The organism is Trichocoleus sp. FACHB-46, from assembly GCF_014695385.1.
Lineage (GTDB): Bacteria > Cyanobacteriota > Cyanobacteriia > FACHB-46 > FACHB-46 > Trichocoleus.
The window spans coordinates 204,666-222,015 of sequence record NZ_JACJOD010000024.1; the positions used below are offsets into that span (position 1 = coordinate 204,666).

General features: G+C 46.0%; 16 protein-coding genes. 2 read left to right on the top strand and 14 right to left on the bottom strand.

The genetic code is table 11. The features are described from left to right. Positions 1–7: 7 nt before the first annotated feature. Positions 8–1,009 carry an ABC transporter substrate-binding protein gene (locus H6F72_RS14820; RefSeq protein ID WP_190436907.1) on the bottom strand — a complete coding sequence of 334 codons (1,002 nt, stop codon included), beginning with the start codon at positions 1,007–1,009 and terminating at the stop codon, positions 8–10. A gap of 733 nt (positions 1,010–1,742) precedes the next feature. On the opposite strand from H6F72_RS14820, the gene H6F72_RS14825 reads away from it, so the two are divergent. Continuing rightward, a complete protein-coding gene (locus tag H6F72_RS14825; protein ID WP_190436910.1) occupies positions 1,743–2,891 on the top strand; it encodes a three-Cys-motif partner protein TcmP in 1,149 nt (382 codons plus the stop codon). Here the strand turns inward: H6F72_RS14825 and H6F72_RS14830 are convergent. From H6F72_RS14830 to H6F72_RS14875, 10 genes are all read right to left on the bottom strand, one after another. Further along, positions 2,881–3,654, bottom strand: a complete 774-nt coding sequence (locus H6F72_RS14830; RefSeq protein WP_190436912.1) for a DUF5131 family protein — start codon at positions 3,652–3,654, stop codon at positions 2,881–2,883. The genes H6F72_RS14825 and H6F72_RS14830 overlap by 11 nt on opposite strands. Before the next feature lie 217 nt (positions 3,655–3,871). After that, on the bottom strand, positions 3,872–4,081 hold the full coding sequence (locus tag H6F72_RS14835) for an antitoxin family protein (RefSeq protein ID WP_190436915.1): 210 nt from the start codon (positions 4,079–4,081) through the stop codon (positions 3,872–3,874). A gap of 48 nt (positions 4,082–4,129) precedes the next feature. Beyond that, positions 4,130–4,453 carry a type II toxin-antitoxin system PemK/MazF family toxin gene (locus tag H6F72_RS14840; protein ID WP_190436918.1) on the bottom strand — a complete coding sequence of 108 codons (324 nt, stop codon included), beginning with the start codon at positions 4,451–4,453 and terminating at the stop codon, positions 4,130–4,132. Further along, on the bottom strand, positions 4,447–4,713 hold the full coding sequence (locus tag H6F72_RS14845) for an AbrB/MazE/SpoVT family DNA-binding domain-containing protein (protein WP_190436921.1): 267 nt from the start codon (positions 4,711–4,713) through the stop codon (positions 4,447–4,449). Before H6F72_RS14845 ends, H6F72_RS14840 begins: the two co-directional genes overlap by 7 nt. A 151-nt stretch (positions 4,714–4,864) precedes the next feature. Beyond that, complete coding sequence (locus H6F72_RS14850; RefSeq protein WP_190436924.1) at positions 4,865–5,254, bottom strand: group 1 truncated hemoglobin; 390 nt, start codon at positions 5,252–5,254, stop codon at positions 4,865–4,867. A gap of 88 nt (positions 5,255–5,342) precedes the next feature. Beyond that, positions 5,343–6,233, bottom strand: a complete 891-nt coding sequence (locus tag H6F72_RS14855; protein WP_190436926.1) for an alpha/beta fold hydrolase — start codon at positions 6,231–6,233, stop codon at positions 5,343–5,345. Positions 6,234–6,303: 70 nt separating this feature from the next. Continuing rightward, on the bottom strand, positions 6,304–7,356 hold the full coding sequence (locus tag H6F72_RS14860; protein ID WP_190436929.1) for a pentapeptide repeat-containing protein: 1,053 nt from the start codon (positions 7,354–7,356) through the stop codon (positions 6,304–6,306). Positions 7,357–7,421: 65 nt separating this feature from the next. Beyond that, entirely contained in the window at positions 7,422–8,525 is a 1,104-nt protein-coding gene (locus tag H6F72_RS14865) for an FAD-binding oxidoreductase (protein WP_190436932.1), read from the bottom strand. 86 nt (positions 8,526–8,611) lie between these two features. After that, on the bottom strand, positions 8,612–9,055 hold the full coding sequence (gene psbQ / locus H6F72_RS14870) for a photosystem II protein PsbQ (RefSeq protein WP_190436934.1): 444 nt from the start codon (positions 9,053–9,055) through the stop codon (positions 8,612–8,614). Between the two features lie 224 nt (positions 9,056–9,279). Continuing rightward, positions 9,280–10,128 carry an alpha/beta fold hydrolase gene (locus H6F72_RS14875; protein ID WP_348252262.1) on the bottom strand — a complete coding sequence of 283 codons (849 nt, stop codon included), beginning with the start codon at positions 10,126–10,128 and terminating at the stop codon, positions 9,280–9,282. A 256-nt stretch (positions 10,129–10,384) separates the two neighbouring features. Between H6F72_RS14875 and H6F72_RS14880 the strand changes: the two genes are divergently transcribed. Then, positions 10,385–10,585 (top strand): hypothetical protein, encoded by a 201-nt coding sequence (locus H6F72_RS14880; RefSeq protein ID WP_190436937.1) that lies wholly within the window; start codon positions 10,385–10,387, stop codon positions 10,583–10,585. 269 nt (positions 10,586–10,854) lie between these two features. On the opposite strand, the gene H6F72_RS14885 is transcribed toward H6F72_RS14880, so the two are convergent. The 3 genes from H6F72_RS14885 to H6F72_RS14895 form a co-directional block, all read right to left on the bottom strand. Next, positions 10,855–11,826 (bottom strand): GDP-mannose 4,6-dehydratase, encoded by a 972-nt coding sequence (locus H6F72_RS14885; protein ID WP_190436940.1) that lies wholly within the window; start codon positions 11,824–11,826, stop codon positions 10,855–10,857. 100 nt (positions 11,827–11,926) lie between these two features. Next, on the bottom strand, positions 11,927–13,780 hold the full coding sequence (locus H6F72_RS14890; RefSeq protein WP_190436943.1) for a glycosyltransferase: 1,854 nt from the start codon (positions 13,778–13,780) through the stop codon (positions 11,927–11,929). 22 nt (positions 13,781–13,802) lie between these two features. Continuing rightward, positions 13,803–17,348 (bottom strand): glycosyltransferase, encoded by a 3,546-nt coding sequence (locus H6F72_RS14895; RefSeq protein WP_190436945.1) that lies wholly within the window; start codon positions 17,346–17,348, stop codon positions 13,803–13,805. Positions 17,349–17,350: the final 2 nt, after the last annotated feature.

A 17,350-nucleotide genomic window follows, 5' to 3' on the forward strand; every position in this document is an offset into this window, starting at 1 on the left:
ATCAATCTCACTGCCAGCCTGGATATTCGCTGACGTTCTCTCGCGTGATTAGCTTGACTGGAATCAAAATGTCCGGGTTAGCAGGCTTCTTGCCATGCAGAATGTCATTACCGACTTGAACGGCCTTGCGGGTCATGCCTAAGGGGTCTTGAGCCGCAGTCGCCACAAACAAGCTATTGGGGTCTTCGATCGCTTCTTTAGCTTCTGGTGCGCCATCCACACCTACAATGAAAAACTCACTACGCTTGGCTTGCCGAGCTGCTAACTCTGCCCCGACTCCCGAAGGATCATTAATTGCAAATACGGCATCGATTTTGGGGAAGGAGGTGAGCAAGTCACTCATCACTCTTAGCCCCCCATCTCGGCTTCCTTCAGCGTTCTGGTCTTTGGAAAGAACTTTGATATCCGGATATTTGGCCAAAACTTCTTTACAGCCATCGACTCGCTCAAAGACCGAGTTGACTGGAGGGCCATTGACGATGACGATGTTGCCTTTCCCTTTCAGGCGATCGGCAATGTATTGGCAGCTAACTTGTCCCGCTTGGACGTTATTGGAGGTGATGGTGGCATCTACACCTCCCTCTGCCCCTGTATCTACCGCAATCACCGCGATGCCCGCTTGTTTGGCCTTCTCTACGGCTGGAGCAATGCCTTTGCTATCCCCCGCGTTGAGGACGATCACGTCGGTATCAGAAGCAATGAAATTTTCGATCTGGTTAAATTGCTGGTTCAGGTCATAGCCGCTGGATACCAACGTGACTCTGACATCTGGACCACCAATTTTTTTGGCTTCTGCTTCCGCGCCTCGCCCCATCAGCACGAAAAAAGGATTGCTCAAATCGCCCACGGTCACAGCAACAGACTTCAGCTTCACCGCTTCATTGCCTGGGTTGCCCTGATTACCCTCGATCGCTAATCGGTTATTTGGGGTAGTCGGTGAGCAAGCCACAAGCGCACTACTGGCGAGACTCAAAGCGCCAGCAGCGATCGCTACTCTTTTCACGTTCATCTATTTCCACCAACTCATTAAGAGAGCCAACAGAATATAGATCTGCGAATTAATCAAAAGCATGAGCTAGCTCTGAATCATTCAGACCTAACTGAGAGGCATTTGAGCTTCTGCAATTTCAACTCTTCCTAATATTTGGTTTTTGATTTAGAGAAGAGCGCTATTAGCTCCAACTAATTAAATGCCTAACAAGACGCAGAGCCATCTCTACACCTCCAAGCATTAAATTGTTTACTTTTGTAAAAACACATTTAGAAGTGTTTGATCTCGAAATAGCCTTTAGCTAAAACTGCTAGAAGACGTTGGTATTAAACTGACAGATTTATATTCGATATGACTCTTTACTCAGTTTATCCTCCGCTTTTATAAAAACAAACCACATCTATCCAACGGCTTAGTTAGAATCACTAACTCAATTAATAATTTATTTGTCTTTAATATAATTTTATTTAAGCTTAAAGGTAAATCAGTTAAGCGATGCCTTAAAGCTTATCTAAGCATAAATTAATTTGGTAACCGTTTAAGCTGGTAGTGAAATCAACATTAAAATGTATCAGTCTGATACTTTTGCTATTAAAGATTTTGCAATAGCACTAAAGAGTTTTTGAAGTAATTGCAAATCCAACGGTTATTTCTTTAAAGTTTTAGATCTGACAGCAAAAAAGTTGCTGACCCAGAAAGCAAAAGGCTATCTTTAGGAGTGTTTAATTAATTTGAGATTCAGGAGTAAGTTGTGAGCGGCAATTCGTTCTTTGATGAACAGAAAGAACAATCTTTAGTCAAAGCCAGAATAGTTGAGAAGTATTTTTGGGCTTGGGCAAAGGTAATCCTTTCAGTATCGAAAAGGAATACTCACAATAATAGTAATAGTGAAGCTAAAATTGCTTACATTGACTTATTTGCTGGACCGGGACGCTATAAAGATGGTTCAAAATCAACTCCTCTTCTAGTCTTAGAGAAAGCAATTCTTGATCCAGATTTAAGAAATTCACTAGTAGCTCTTTTTAATGATGCAGATTCAGATAATACTAGTTCCCTGGAACAAGCTATTGATTCGCTTCCTGGCATCGAAGCGTTAAGATATAAGCCAGTAGTAAGAAGTCATGAAGTTGGTCAAGAAATAGTTAAGGAGTTTGAGAACAGAAAGCTTATTCCTACCCTATTCTTTGTTGATCCTTGGGGCTATAAGGGACTGTCCTTACAGTTAATCAACTCGGTAGTCAAAAGTTGGGGTTGTGATTGTATATTTTTCTTCAACTATAATCGCATCAACATGGGTTTAGGCAACGCCTCCGTAGAAGAACACATGAATGCTCTCTTCGGTAAAGAGCGCGCTGATCAGGTACGCCAGCGATTAAGATCAATGCCACCTTTGGAGCGGGAGTTATCTATTGTAGAAGCGATTTGTGAAGCACTAAAAGAGATGGGTGGCAAGCATGTTCTCCCTTTTCGTTTTAAGTACGAGGATGGAAAACGTACTAGTCACCACCTTATTTTCGTAAGCAAGCATGTAAAAGGCTACGAAATTATGAAGGAAATTATGGCACCGGAGAGCTCAGAACATGAGCAGGGTGTCCCTTCCTTTGAATATAGCCCTGCTACTTCCAACCAACCTTTATTATTTGAGCTATCACGTCCTCTGGATGATTTAGAGGATATGCTGCTGCGTGAGTTTTCGGCTCAGAAAATCACAATGTTAGAGGTTTATAACCAGCACCATTTAGGTAAACGCTACATTAAAAAAAATTACAAGGCTGCTTTACGAAAGCTTGAGCAGCAAGGGAAAATTCAAGCTGAACCACCTGCCAATAAACGACGTAAGCAGCATGGAGAAGTAACATTTGGAGATAATGTTGTTATCAAATTTCCTGCTAAGCAGTAAGCTTCGATCTCTCCGATTTACTAGGTTTTATTGAGTAGCTTTCCCACTTCTCAAGATGCTGCTTCCACGCATCTGGCATCTCGTCCCAAATTTGACCGTCTAGCAATCTCCCTCCTGCCTTAGGAGTTCTTCCTCCGACCTGTTTAAAGAAGAATGCCACCTCAGCATTTTGGCATTGATCACGAATGCTTTGCGCCCACTCAGTTTTCATTGGTCGATGCCCTTGACCAGATTCTCCGCCAGCAATAACCCAGTGAATGTCTGTTAGGTCAAGCTGTAGCGCGCTTAAGAGAGGTTCACAGGAGAGAAAACGCACTTTTGCTGGAATTTGGCGTAAGTAATCAATGCGATGGGCATAGCTTTGATTTTCAACAGATACGCCTATCCATACGTTCTCAGGAAAGTCTAACTGAGCGGACACTTTTAGCAAATGTTCATGGCGCTTTGTAAGAATCTGATAGATATGCCAAGGTGTTTCCTTAATAACTGAAAAAACTTCCTTTAAAAAGGAAACAGGAACATCCTCGTGAAAAAGGTCACTCATCGAATTGACAAAGATTCGGCTTGGAGTTCGCCACCGCCTTGGCTCTTGTAATCTCTGTGGATGTATAGTCAGCTCAAACCCATTAGGAAAGTTTCGCGAAAAGCGCTTTGTTAGTGCTTCTGCATAGCAATGGGTACATCCTGGGCTAACCTTATCGCAACCAGTCGTAGGGTTCCAAGTTTTGTCAGTCCACTCTATACCTGTGTGTGTGCTTGTCATAGGCTGACTGTACCATCAGAAGTCAAGCTTCTGTTGTCGGAGGCATGATCGTGGTTCCTTTGTACTATAATCTATTGTGACCTTAATTAGGTTAAACCCTAAAAATATAGGTTAAATTCTCATTCGACTTCATATTAGAGAGCTTAATAGTAAAGCTATACGGTTTTTATTGCTTCGCACATTAAAAATTTTTAGCTGAAACTTTTGGTATTGTCGGCTATGTTTCATCAACAGTTACTATGACTCCGCTGCTAGTAGTTTCCTCAGGTAGAGCAGCGATCGCGGCTAGGATACTTGCAGCATTTCCTTTTGGAGCACTAGCGCCATTCTTAATTATCACGACTTGTACTTCTGTGCCTTCCGGTAGCTCAACAGGCTGAGTAAGCCTTAAAACACCTTGCTCATAAATCGCCGTAATTGTTTTCATGCACCTTCTCCAATATTGCTTAATGAGCTGAAAGCTTTTTAATAATAGCTATTCAGAAAACATCTCTGTTAAAACCGCCAAAACTACTTTTTGTGCAGCAGTGCTGATGCGACCAAGCCGCTTTACAAGCCGTACTTTATCAACCGTACGAAGTTGATCCAAAACAATTTGACCATCTTTGCCCTGAAAACGACAAGCTACCCGTGTTGGATACTCCCGTCCTTTTGTCGTCATCGGTGCAATGATCACAGTACTAATATTTCGGTTCATCTCGTCTGGAGACACGACTAAACAGGGACGAGTTTTTTGAATTTCACTGCCGATAGTGGGATTGAGGTTTACTAGATATACATCAAAACGCTTAACTACCATTCCCACTCATCCGAATCCCAGCTTGTTAGGCTTGTCGGCTCCTGATCTAGTAAGTGATCGTCTCCGTGCTCAGCCATTTTCTGAAATTCCTCGTCCCAACGTTGGCGTACAGATCGGACAGGACGAATGATGAGTTGGTTTTGCTGCACCTCTAGTTCCACTTCATCACTGAGCTGCAATTGCTCTAGCAGTAACTTAGGAATCCGAATTCCTTGAGAATTGCCGATTTTGATGATGCGAGTTTTGACAACTGGGTTCACTGAAATACTCTGTTGACTGTCAGTAAGTACAGTGTACGTACAGAAATAGAGCTACGACAACGCAAGAACCCATCTCAAAAATTAGCGATCGCCCCTCTCCATCAGAAAAGAGCGATCGCCTAATATCACGAACTAATTTAGGAATGAAGTCTTAAGCAGGAATTACAATGTCGGGCTTGGTGCTTTGAACGATCGCAAACAGCTCAGCTTGCTCCGCAGCAGGGACAGCAAACTTATCTAGCGTTTGTTGAAAATCGTCTAGAAAAGACTCCCATTCTTCTGCTGTAATTTTGAGGTGAGCGTGGGAATCGTGCATCGAGCGACCGCTATATTGTTGGGGGCCACCTGTTGCCCAGCAGACCATTTCCGTCACCAAATATTTGAATCCAGACCTAGAAACACGATGGTGCGCTTCATCAACTAGTGGGTTGGAGTTAAGGCGTGGGTCATCCATGATGCGATCGATAAAGTCATCTACAACCGTGGCAATGCTGTACACACCACCGAGCCGCTCGTAGAGAGAAGTTGCTTGAGATTGCATAGTTGGTTTTCCTGGGGGTTAATGCTTATTGTTCCCGACGGCAAAGGTAGGTATCCCAGCGCTTCAAGCAACGCAACAAGCGATCGCTTTAGAGCTGAGGCTGGTATTCTCGCTGGATTTCTTCAAGGGCTTGCCGCAGATCATCGGCATGGAGCCAACCAACGAACCCACCATAGAGGCATTGCCCTCTCGGACTGGCGACAAAGACGTGATCCACGCCAAAGGGATTTTTCCAGGTGCGCATTGTCGTGCCATCCTCAAAGGTGAAAAGGGTTTGCGATCGCTCAAAATCACGACGGTGAGCATCAGTCATGCCCGCCACTAAACGTAAGCGCTGAATCAGGTGTCCACTCAATTCAGATTCCTCAGTTGATTCGCCCCAAAAATCACGGATCGCAGCGGCCACAGCAGGGTGATTCTTTAAAGTGGCATGGGGCAAGCCGTAGATGCAGACAAACTTGGCATGACGGAACTTACTCGACTCAACTGGAATCGTGCCATCGCTGCCGCCATCATAGTCTCCGGCGATCGTCAGAGTTGGAATCACAGCTGCGATCGTCTCAGCAATGGTTCGGCGGTTTTTGCCCAAGTCCCGCGCAATGCCTAACCCAAACTGCAATGGATCGAAAATGCGGCCCAAGTCTGAACCACCCACTGGAGAGGCAACAAGCACTAACGAGTCTACCTGCGACCACCATTCGGGATGGCGATTCAGCACTTCGAGCCAAATCAAACCGCCCATCGAGTGCCCAATAATGCGGATGGGAGTTTCGGGGTAGGTCGCCAACATATCGATCGCAACCTGCTCCACATGCTCAATCAGTGGCTCGATCCGTAGCCAAGTTTTAACAAAACCCAGATTCGGCGTGACTACCTGGGTCTGAGGCGAAGCAAGACTCTGAGCCAGGGCAGTAATCTCCCGACTACTATCGGCCCAACCATGCTGAGCATAGAGAATAAAATCCGGTGTCTCGCTCACCTTATACTCCCATTGTCACTCGGAGATTTTTACTAATGCTGCGATCGCACACTCTTACTTACACAAAGGCTTACCCACGCAAGGGGAGCGCCAGCAAACAGCCACCCAGTAAACCTAAGGCAGTAGTACCACCAAAAGTCCAAGCGGTTTGCTTCCTACTGTAGCCTGTCCCCAACATCTGGCCCCAAGCGACTGCTCCCAGTCCCGCTCCAGACACGCCCAACAGCAGCAAAATCGCGAAGGGAAACTTGCCAGATACCAGGATTGCGCCAGTTCCTTCATTATCCGCAAATAGCCAACTTGCGGTTGTAATCGCAACTGCGCCAATCGCGCCCACCCAAAGACTATCCTTGACAGCCGCTCGCCAACTCCAACCCAGAAATTTGAGCATCACCAACAAAGTGAAGGTGACTACACCACAGACCGCCAAAAGCACGACAGAAACTCCCGCCGCTGCCATCACTGCGATCGCCCCTACCAATGGTGCAAACCAAGTCAGAGATTCCTCAAACAGCCAGGCGATTGAGCCGAGCCAAGCAATCACCCAAGCCAACCCTGCCCCTGGATGCATACCAATCAAGAAACCAAAGCAACAGTATCCTACCCCTAGCAACAATAAAGAGGGCCAAGGTAAATCGGCTTGAAACTCTTTAACCGTGGTTCGTCGGGGCCTTGCAGAAGTTGACAGCGCCAGAGTTTCTACCAATTCAGGAGTTTCCTTCCTCGCTGCTTCACTACTAATCACTGCTGCATCTTCTAGTGGTGTGTCGGTCTCAGGCTCAGCAGCAGCGATCGCCTCAAACATGGTGCCATCAGGCAAGGTTGCCCCTGTCCAATCAACGGCTTCCAATATCGCCCCTGCAAGAATAGCTCCGGTGAAGTTGGCTTTGCGACAGGTAGCTCCTGTGAGGTTAGCCCCGGTTAAATCAACGTTGCTGAAGTTGGCTTTGGTTAAGTTAGCTTGGCTCAGGTTGGCTTGTTTAAGATTCGCCCCTGTGAAGTTGGCTCGATTGAAATTACTTTGCGCTAAGTTGCTACCTGCTAAATCAGCTCCCTGCAAATCTGCCCAAGCAAAGTCCCGCTTCCCTACCGCATACCGTTGTAGGAGTTCATTTACATCCATACTGCCCCCTGATCTCCGCGATTTTGGCACAAGAGGCTTCAAGAGAGCGAGAAAGTGTAATTAAATTAATTTTGCTTGGCGGTAATCAACTGGCGAATCACCTGAGCCGTCCCAGGAGCTAGCAAAACGCCATTGCGGTAGTGACCTGTGGCGAGTAAAACATTACTGTAACCTGGCAGCGGCCCAATGATGGGGGCAGGACGGCCTTCGGGTCGGGGCCGCAAACCAGACCAAGTTTTGAGTATGGTGGCTTTAGCTAAGGCAGGGCAGAAGGCGATCGCTTGCTCCAAAACTATTTGCAATTGCGCTTCATCCGCCACAACTTCCTCACCAGCAGCAAATTCGACCGTTGCCCCCACCCAGCACTGATTCGAGCCTAAAGGCACAATATGCACATCGTTGCCTGTAATTACAGGTTGCTTTTCCAGAATACCTAGGGGTTGGTCGAGTTGCAGATGTAGCGCTTGACCTAAAACTGGGCGAATTTCAATCGATTGTTGCAGAGCGGCAGTTAGGGGTGTGGAGCCTAAGCCCGCTGCCACGACCAACCAATCAATCTCAAAGTTTCCCGCTGTCGTTTGTAACTGAGCACAAATCTGTGAATTGCTGGAGTCGGAGCTACAAGTGACGGTCTCGACAGCAGCCTCAAAGTGAAAGGTTACACCGTTGCGTTCGGCAGCTGTGACCAGGGCGCGTGTGAGAGCCATCGGATCGACTTGGCGATCGCGAGGTGAGTAGATGGCCGCACTGATCGAATCCGAGTTGAGATAAGGGTACTGATCCTGAAGCTGAGCTGCATCCAGAATCTCTAACTCCCAGCCTTGACTTTTTCGGGTTTCAGCCAAGGTTTGCCATTTAGTGAGGTCTTCCTCGGCAAAACACAGCTTCAAAATACCGTTGCGATTCCAGGGAATGGTGCAGCCTGCGATCGCCTCTAGTTCTGGAATTAGAGTTTCGTACCGCTCCATACTGGCAAGCCGCAACTGCCAAGCTTTACCTTTCACTTTGTGGCTAATGATGCCCATCAACACACCCAAGGCAGCTCCCGTTGCGGCTTGAGCAGGAAGTTGGCGATCGAACACAGTGATCGTCAATCCTGGTATTTGGCTGAGTTCATAAGCGATCGCAGCTCCCACGACCCCACAACCCACCACAGCAACACGACTCATAGATTTCGCTTCAAAATTAAGAGCCTAGGATGCCACATTCAAAACCCCTCTCCCACGGGAGAGGGGTTTGGGGAGAGATCTTTTTTCTAGCTGTTGGGCACGAGTTGGAAGAAAGCGTCAAAGTCTTTTAACGCTTCCGCATAGTTGCGAATCGCTTGACGATAATCGCCGTTCTGAGCCGCTTCATCGATTTCTTCTAGGTGAGTAAAAATGTCTTGAGCAGCTTGCCGCGCTTGCCCTTGAGCATCGGGCAGTAAGTTGCGAGCCAAATTTCCCATTCTGATCCGCAACTCTCCTAGAGGACCGTGAATAAAGCCGCGAACATCGATCCATTCACGATTTTCGATTAGAGTTGCCAACTCTGGCATGCGACCGCGAAGGGCAGTGATACCAGAGGCATAACTTTGGATGCGCTCGACTTGAGTGGGGCTGTAAGTCAGGGTTTTGGTGCTGGTGGGGCTACTGCAACTGACGAGAAACGCTGTGACGAAGGCCAGTGCTAGAGCCAAAATTGACCGATAGTGTCTCATAACTCTACTTGTTTACCACTTGCAAAATTAATTGCCTTGTTGATTAGAACCTATCCCAAAACTCAAATCAGTTTTTAGAGAGGCGCTTAGGGGGCGACCATTTATAATTTTCGTAAAGAAATATATCTCAAGACTGTACTCAAAGTCTTCTTCCTAAATAAAGACTGCGAGATCTTAAGGCAGCGATCGCCTAAATCTAACTAGCACCTCAATCCTAGCTAGGCTCAATGACTTTGACGACGTAGGAAAGGTAAGAGCACCTCATTCACCTTTTCATACCAGTCTTCTTGTGCATAGTGTCCCACTTCCTCTAGTTTTACTAGCTCTGCATCAGGAACCGCTTTAGTAAAGTTTTCGGCCATGCTAAACGGCAACCAAGGATCAGACATGCCCCAAGCCACCAAAATAGGCCGCTCCCAGTTAGCAAAGCCTGGCTCAATTTCTGCGGTGGCTGTTGGCAGTTGTAAGTTGCGTAGCGTATATAGCAGCGATCGCCCCGCATCCGAGCTTTTGAGAAAAGGCCGCCGATACACATCCAAATCCTTGTCAGCCACCTGGTAAGGCCCACCTCCTTCTAGCAACCGATCGACCAGCAAGGGGTCTTGCGTCATCATGTCACCCACCAAGGGCAATCCCATTTGTTGGATCTTCCAAGGCAGCTTTGCAGTGGTAGAGAGCGGCGTATTGAAAATAGCCAAGCGCTCGATCTGGTCAGGATTTTGTAAAGCGTAGCGGAGTCCTACAGCTCCCAAAAAACCTTGCACCACCAGGGAAAACCGTTCCACTTCCAGCGCTTGCAACAAGTCTGCCAAAGCTCCGACAAAAGCATCAGGCGTGTAAGCAAAATCTCGCTTATCTGGCTTGGCAGAAAAGCCAAACCCCGGCCAATCGGGGGCGATCGCGCGAAAACCTTGCTCGGCTAAAGCAGGCAACACCTGCCGCCAACTGTAACTTTGGGAAGGAAAACTGTGCAGCAGCAGCACTGGCGGCTTATCCGTTGAGTTCATCGGGTTTGCTTCTCGGCAAAACCATTTCAACGGCCCTACTTCAACCAAACGCTCCTCAACTGCCACAGCTTTTCTCCCACAAGCTCAAGTGGTCTGAGCTTACCGCTGAACGGTAGCCTAAACAAGCTGACGTTTCTTGGAGATGCGCGCTTAGCGAAACGCCTCCTATCCTGCGAAGACTTTTGGTTTCACTCTATTTGTAAAAAAATATTAAAAATATGGCATGTAAAGCGTTTTGTAACTTTAGATACAGAAAAATTTGTTATATTGATTAAACAACCCATAAATGCTCAGATCGATTCATCTAATAGGAGAACTATTTATGTCTGCTCAAGATCAAGCTCGTGCTTTAATGATGCGCCACCACCACTTGATCAAAAATCGTCAGCAATCGATGCTGGGTCGTGCCGCGGCAGAAGTAGGTATGCCTGCTGAAGCATCAGAGTACTGGAACCATATTCAAGGCAAAGCTCATCCCTCTTTCCGAGCTTCCTACGATCGCAGTCACGCTTCCCTCAGTTAATTGACGCCAGACGGCTCTGTTTCCTGTTTATTTGGGCTTTTGTTGATTGTTTATATAAGTAGAAACACTTTGTTGAGGTCTAAGTTGATTAGCCTTCAGCTAGCCAGTTCCTATTAGAATGACTGCATCAAACTTAAAAAGGGCGCTTTCCCCGGTGGGAGAGCGCCCTTAAAACTGTCACAAATCGTGGATGTCAAGCTGAGCACACAAACACGAATTCAGGAGGGCGATCGCTTTACTCCAAAGCCCGCGTCAGAAGTCTGCATTTGTTAAGGCTGGTCTTGGAGAGCCTTCAGGTCATGCTCTACCATCAATTCCACCAACTCTTGAAAAGAATGCTGAGGCTGCCAGCCTAGTTGATTGCGGATTTTGTCGATACAGCCCATTAACTGGACAGGCTCATCAGGTCTGTAAAAGGCAGGATCAACCGAAACATAATCTTCCCAGTTCAAGTTCACGCAGCTAAAGGCGCATTCCACCAACTCACGCACGGAATGAGTCTCACCACTAGCAATAATGTAGTCATCTGCTTCTTGCTGTTGCAGCATCAACCACATCGCATAGACGGCATCTTTGGCATAACACCAATCCCGTTTCGCATCAAGATTCCCCAGCTTCAGCTCATTTAGCAAGCCCAGTTTAACGAGGGCTGCTGCTCGCGTGATCTTGCGAAACACAAATTCTGCTCCCCGTCTAGGAGATTCATGCGTGTACGTAATGCCGCAGCAAGTGTAGAGATTGTACTGCTGACGATAATTCACGCTCATCCAGTGAGCATAGGCTTTGGCTACCCCATAAGGATTCCGAGGCCGAAAAGCGGTGCGCTCTGTTTGCGGGGATTCATCCGGTTGCCCGAAGACTTCGCTACTAGAAGCTTGATAAAATTTAGCATCCGGTTTACAACGGCGAATTGACTCTAGAAGCCGAGAAACGCCTAGCGCCGTATACTCAGCCGTCAAGGAAGGCTGGGTCCAAGAAGTAGGAATATAGCTTTGAGACGCAAGATTATAAATTTCGTCTGGTTGCGCCTCAATAATGGCATCCATCAAGGAGCACTGGTCTAGTAAGTCTCCAGAAAGGATTTTGATGTCATCGGAAAAATGACTAATACGACTAGAATTACCAGAACTAGAACGACGGACCAAACCGAAAACTTGATATCCCTTAGTTAAAAGTAGCTCGGCAAGATAGGAACCGTCCTGTCCTGTAATGCCTGTGATTAGTGCAGATTTAGAAGACATAAATGAGGCAACTGCTGCTGTTTGTGCTTCAGAATACGAAGAGTGGAGCTGTATTGTTAGTAGCTACTAATCTATTACACAATCTGCAAGGTGCTTAAGTTCAAAGGCGGTAATCTTCATATTCCCTTGTTAAATGAGGGCTATAGCAGGGGTCATGTTTAATGAAGCTTTGCCATTTAGCTCTGAAATAAGCTAAATCTGGTTCGCAAACTTTATCTTCCTTCGACTCATAATGATATAGAGCAACGTGAGGCAAATATATGTTTCTATATCCTTGCTCTACCATCTTTAAACATAAGTCTACGTCGTAATATTGATGGGTTAATTTTTCATCAAAGCCTCCAATTTGCTCATAAACTTCTCGCTTACACATGAGGCAAGCGCCAGAAACAGCGGAGAAGTTATTGATGGCTTGAATTTGAAACATATAACCTGAAGCTGTTGCAGGCAGATACTTGTGGTTACAGCCTACAGCATCACGAATGCCGACAATTAAGCCAGCATGTTGAATGGTGTCATCGTCATATCGCAATAAAGCTCCAACTGCGCCAATAGATTGTCTCTGTGCCTGTTCCAGCATGGCACCAATCCAATCTGGAGTAATCACTGCTGTATTGGCATTTAGAAATAGTAAATAGCTGCCTTGAGCTTGACGAGTTCCATAGCGGCTGAGGCTAGAACTAGAACAAGGCTTAGAAAGCTGATGATGTTTAAACTTTGTTGGTTCTTTAGCTTGCCACTGAGCAAGAAGGCGATTTGTATCTTGAGAAACAGTGCGATCGCTAACAACAATCACTTCATAGTTTGGATAAGTACTTTTTGTAAAAATAGATGTTATACAGTTTTTAATAAAAGCTTGGTGCTCACTGGTTACTGGAATGATAATACTAACTAGATATTGCTCTGGTAGCTGATAACGAACATGATAAATTCCTAAAAAGCCAGGTGCATCTAAAACTTTTCCAGGCTCTCCACGGCGCTCAATCGATTCTTCTAGGGCTTTTTGAGCTGCAATGTACGCGTAAGGTTTGACATCTTCCTCACCAGTGGCTGTAGATTCGGGATGGATTCTCCAGCAGTAAAGCACCTTGGGAATATGAAAGACTTGATTCGTTTTTTCAGTAAATCGTAGGACTAAATCATAATCTTGGCTGCCTTCATAACCCACACGGAAGCCACCGATTTGATCGAGTAAAGAGCGCCGGTAAACTCCTAAGTGACAGGTGTACATGCGAGACAAAAAGGAGTCTGGACACCAGTCAGGTTTAAAGGCAGGTTCTAGCAGTTGGCCTTGCTCATTCAGCTTATTTTCATCTGAGTAGATCATGTCTGCTTCAGGATGCTGATTGAGCAACAGAGCTACTTCATATAAAGCATCTGGCGTTAGCAAATCATCATGATCAAGAAGTGCTACAAACTCCCCTGTGGCTATTTCTAACGCTGAATTAGAAGAACGAGAAATGTGGCCGTTCTCGCTTCTAAAGACCACTTTAATCCTGGGATCTTGAGCAGCATATTCTGCCAAAATCTCTTTTACATGAGGCTGTGTAGAGGCATCATCAGCAATGCACAATTCCCAATAAGGATAAATCTGGTCAAGAACTGAGGCGATCGCCTCTCGCAAAAAAGTTTCTGGTGTGTTGAAGACGGGCATTAACACGCTAATAGTTGGCTGATACCGAAACACCTTCAGCGTCTCAGCCATCTTAGCTAGGTCAGCCTCTCGCGGGAATTTCTTATTAAGCCATTGCTGATAAGTAGGGTTAGCGCTTAGAGGTACTTCTAAAGCAGGTGGATGCGATTCAGCCAAAAGTGAGGGGCTAGCAAGCTTAAAATAAAGCTTCCTAAAAATTCTCGCTAGGACCGGATTCAACCCTTCAGTTTTGAGCAGGAAGAGTAGTCGAGGAACTCGCTCTAGCACACGTTTAGAACGTAGCACAGAATTTTTTAGCATTGGTCTAACCTCTGCATTTGGTTTATTCCTTCGTCAGGATTTCTTGTAGCTTGGCAGTAAATGCTTCCTTAGAACCTTCTGCTTCGATCCTGCGTAAAATATTAAACCTCAGTTTCTCCCATAACTCAGCGTTGGTATATAACTGGACGCACTTTTGAGCAAACTCATTCGGGTCGTCTGCAACTAGCAACTCTATGCCGTCTTGCCAACCTAGCTGAGCGGCAATCAGTGAGGTCGTGACCACTGGCAGTCCATGAGAAGCGGCCTCATAGATTTTCAAGGGAATCCCGGCAGCAAAGCGAGTGGGGACAACAAAGAGACGAGCGCGGTTGTAATAGCTTTCCAAGTTATTCACTCGGCCCATCACCTGAATGTGGTCATTAGCTAGGTTGAAAACTTTTTCAGAGCTGTTAAACCCAACAATTTTGAACTTTAAGTCTGCGTCTAGCTGCGCTTGAATTTGCGGAAATACTTGATTGGCAAACCAAATCACTGAGTCTGCATTGGGACTGAAATCATCATGAATAGCTCCAACAAACAAAATGTCAGACCGTTGCTTAAAGGAATTTTCAGTGGGACGTAAAGCTACTGTGTGGCTCAATGTATGCACGGTAGGAAATCCACACTCAGCAAATTTCTTACTTTCCGGTTCTGAAACCGAAATAACTGAGCTAACGCCTGCTGCTAACTTAACTTCATCTTGAATTAAAGCGTCAATCTCAGCTTCAGAAACTTCTTGGCCATTCAATCGGCGATAAGCCACTTCCCGTAAGGAGAAGAGCGCTTCGGCATCGTAAATAACTTTGGTATTGCTGAATAATTCGGGATGCCCCGTGAAGATGGGTTGAAAGATTTGCATGTTGTGAGGGCGGCTAATAATGATGGCCTCATAGTAGCCAGCTCGTTGCTGCAAAAATTCTGCCAGCTTGGGCCTACCTTGCTCGGTCATCACCTCTACGACTTTAGGGATGTCCCGATAAACTGTATCCCAGTCTCCTTCATCAATTAGATCATTGAGAGGATAAAAAGTGACAGTGTAACCTAGCTCAATTAGAGATAGAAGAATTTCTCTGGCTCTGGGATAACCAGCACCTAAGAAGGTATGGGGAACTCGGTCATCAATGAAAAGAACGCGAGGCTGCTTGTTAGCTGTGGTGCGAGCCAACAAGATATTAGCGGGGTCTGGCAAGTGGTGAGCTTGCAAGCGATCGCGATGATTGTTGACAAAAATCTCACGATTTTTAGCCTGTAACTGTAAAGCAGCATCACTCGATTTTGAACTAGCAAATTCGAAGTGTAGGATTACCGCATCGGGGTCGTAAACTACACGTTTGCCTGAGCGCCATAATCGTAAACAGTAATCTGCTTCTTCGTAGTAGGCAGGCTTGTAATCTTCGTCGAAGCCGCCCATTTGCAAAAAGAGTTCTCGACTCGTGAGGAGAAATGCGCCAGAGCAATAATCTACGTCGCGCCCAAACATATACTCGGGAGCAAACGGAGAGTCGCCTCGGCCATAGCCTAAACAAGAGCCATCTTGCCAGATAATACTTCCAGCTTCTTGCAAACTGCCATCAAGCAGCAAAATCTTGCCACCTACAGCGCCGATGTCCTCTGCACTCTCAATCGTTTTAACCGCAGAGGCAATGCTGCCGGGGAGGACTTGGGCATCATTGTTCAGGAATAATATGTATTTTCCTTGAGCGACTTTCGCGGCTTGATTACTTGCTAATAAGAAGTGATGATTTTCACTATTGCGAATAATCCTGGCACCTTGAATGCGATCCAGGAGCACGCTAGTGTCATCAGAAGAAGCATTGTCAACGATGACAACTTCGAAGGAGTTATAAAAGTTTTCGGATAAAGACCGTAAGCACTGGAAAGTTAGCTCGGCTCTATTATATAAAACTAAAACAACTGTAACTAAGGGAGTTTGGCTGGTAGGAAGGTGTAGCTTTGCTCCTGATGCTAAAAAGCTCTTTAAGACATGCTTGTATGTAGTGGTTACAGTCTGTTTGTGGCGTTCTAACTCTAAAGGAACGACTGCTTTTGGTGCGGACTGAGTCGTTGAACCCAAATTTAATCCAGGAAGATTCTCGATCGCGAATTTGAACTCTTCGGAGGGTTCAACCCGCAACGTTTTCTTAAGGTTCATCCAGCGATCGCGCAATTTCCAAAACTTGCTGGTTTGCATGGCCGCAATAACGGTCTGGGAGTATTCCAGACGGCCATGAGTTTGTTGGAGCTGAGATTGTAACTGATCTAAATCAGCTTCTAGCTGTTGAATTTGAACGTGCGAGCGCTGCTTTTCTGCCTCAGCATCTCGGATTTGAGCCTGCGATCGCACAAGTTCTACTTGAGCTTCTTGAAGCTGAGCTTGGGCCTGCTCTAGCTCAGCGTAAGTAGCTTGTTGTGCTTGTAATCGGCTGAGTTCTGCCTGAGCTTCCTGAAGCTGAGCTTGGGACTGTTCCCACTGAGCATAAGTCTCGTGCAGATGTGCCTGCGATCGCTCTAACTCTGTTTGGGATTTCTCAAGCTCTACCAGAGTTTGGCGTAGTTGTGCTTGGGACTGTTCCCACTGAGCATAAGTCTCGTGCAGATGTGCCTGCGATCGCTCTAACTCTGCTTGGGATTTCTCAAGCTCTGCCTGAGTTTGGCGTAGTTGTGCTTGGGACTGTTCCCACTGAGCATAAGTCTCGTGCAGATGTGCCTGCGATCGTTCCCATTCTCCGTAGGTGTGATGCATCTGAGCTTGCGACTGCTCTAGCTCAATTCGTAACTGTTGTAGCTGAAGTTTTGATTCACTCAGCTGCTCCGTCAACGTAGAACACCTTTGAACCAAAGCTGAGTTTCTACCCTCTAGGGAAAGCGGATATGCTTTCAAAACAAACTGTAAAGTATCTGACTCTTCTGCTTGCTCAACGAGTTGTAAGGTGCTTTCGTCAAACTCTTCTCTCACTACCTGGGGGATGAGAGGGGACGGAAAGAAAACCGGAAGTTTTGTGCGCTCAAGACAATCTACAAAATATCCCGTATCTTCAAATAATTTTTTGACTGTTTCATGGGTGAAAAATCTAAGATGAGTATCATCCAGGATGCCAAGCTGGCTATATTCAAATCTCCCTTTTAAGAGTGCTAGTCGAATTGCTCCATGACTAATGTTTGGAATCGAAGCAACAATATAGCCATCTGGTTTTAAGAGCTGGATTGTCGCTTTTAGTAATTGCCAAGGATTTCGGAGGTGCTCTAAGACATCTCCAAAAACAGCTACGTCAAACTTTTTTTCAGGCAGAATCTCAGCTAGAGAAACTAGATCTAAATCGGCGACAATAACCTGTTCACAATAATTTTCAGCCGTTTTTGCCGCTTCTGGGTTAACTTCAATTCCTGTAACTTTGCAGCCTCTCTGCGAAAGAAATTGAGCTAAGTATCCTGTGGCACAGCCAAAATCTATAACATGTTTGTTGTTGCCAATTAACTGCAACATCTTCTTGTGGCTGTTGTTGTCATCCAAAGCTTCTTCAGTGATCCCTTCCACAGCAGGATAATCTTTCGCCCAACCACTACTCATAT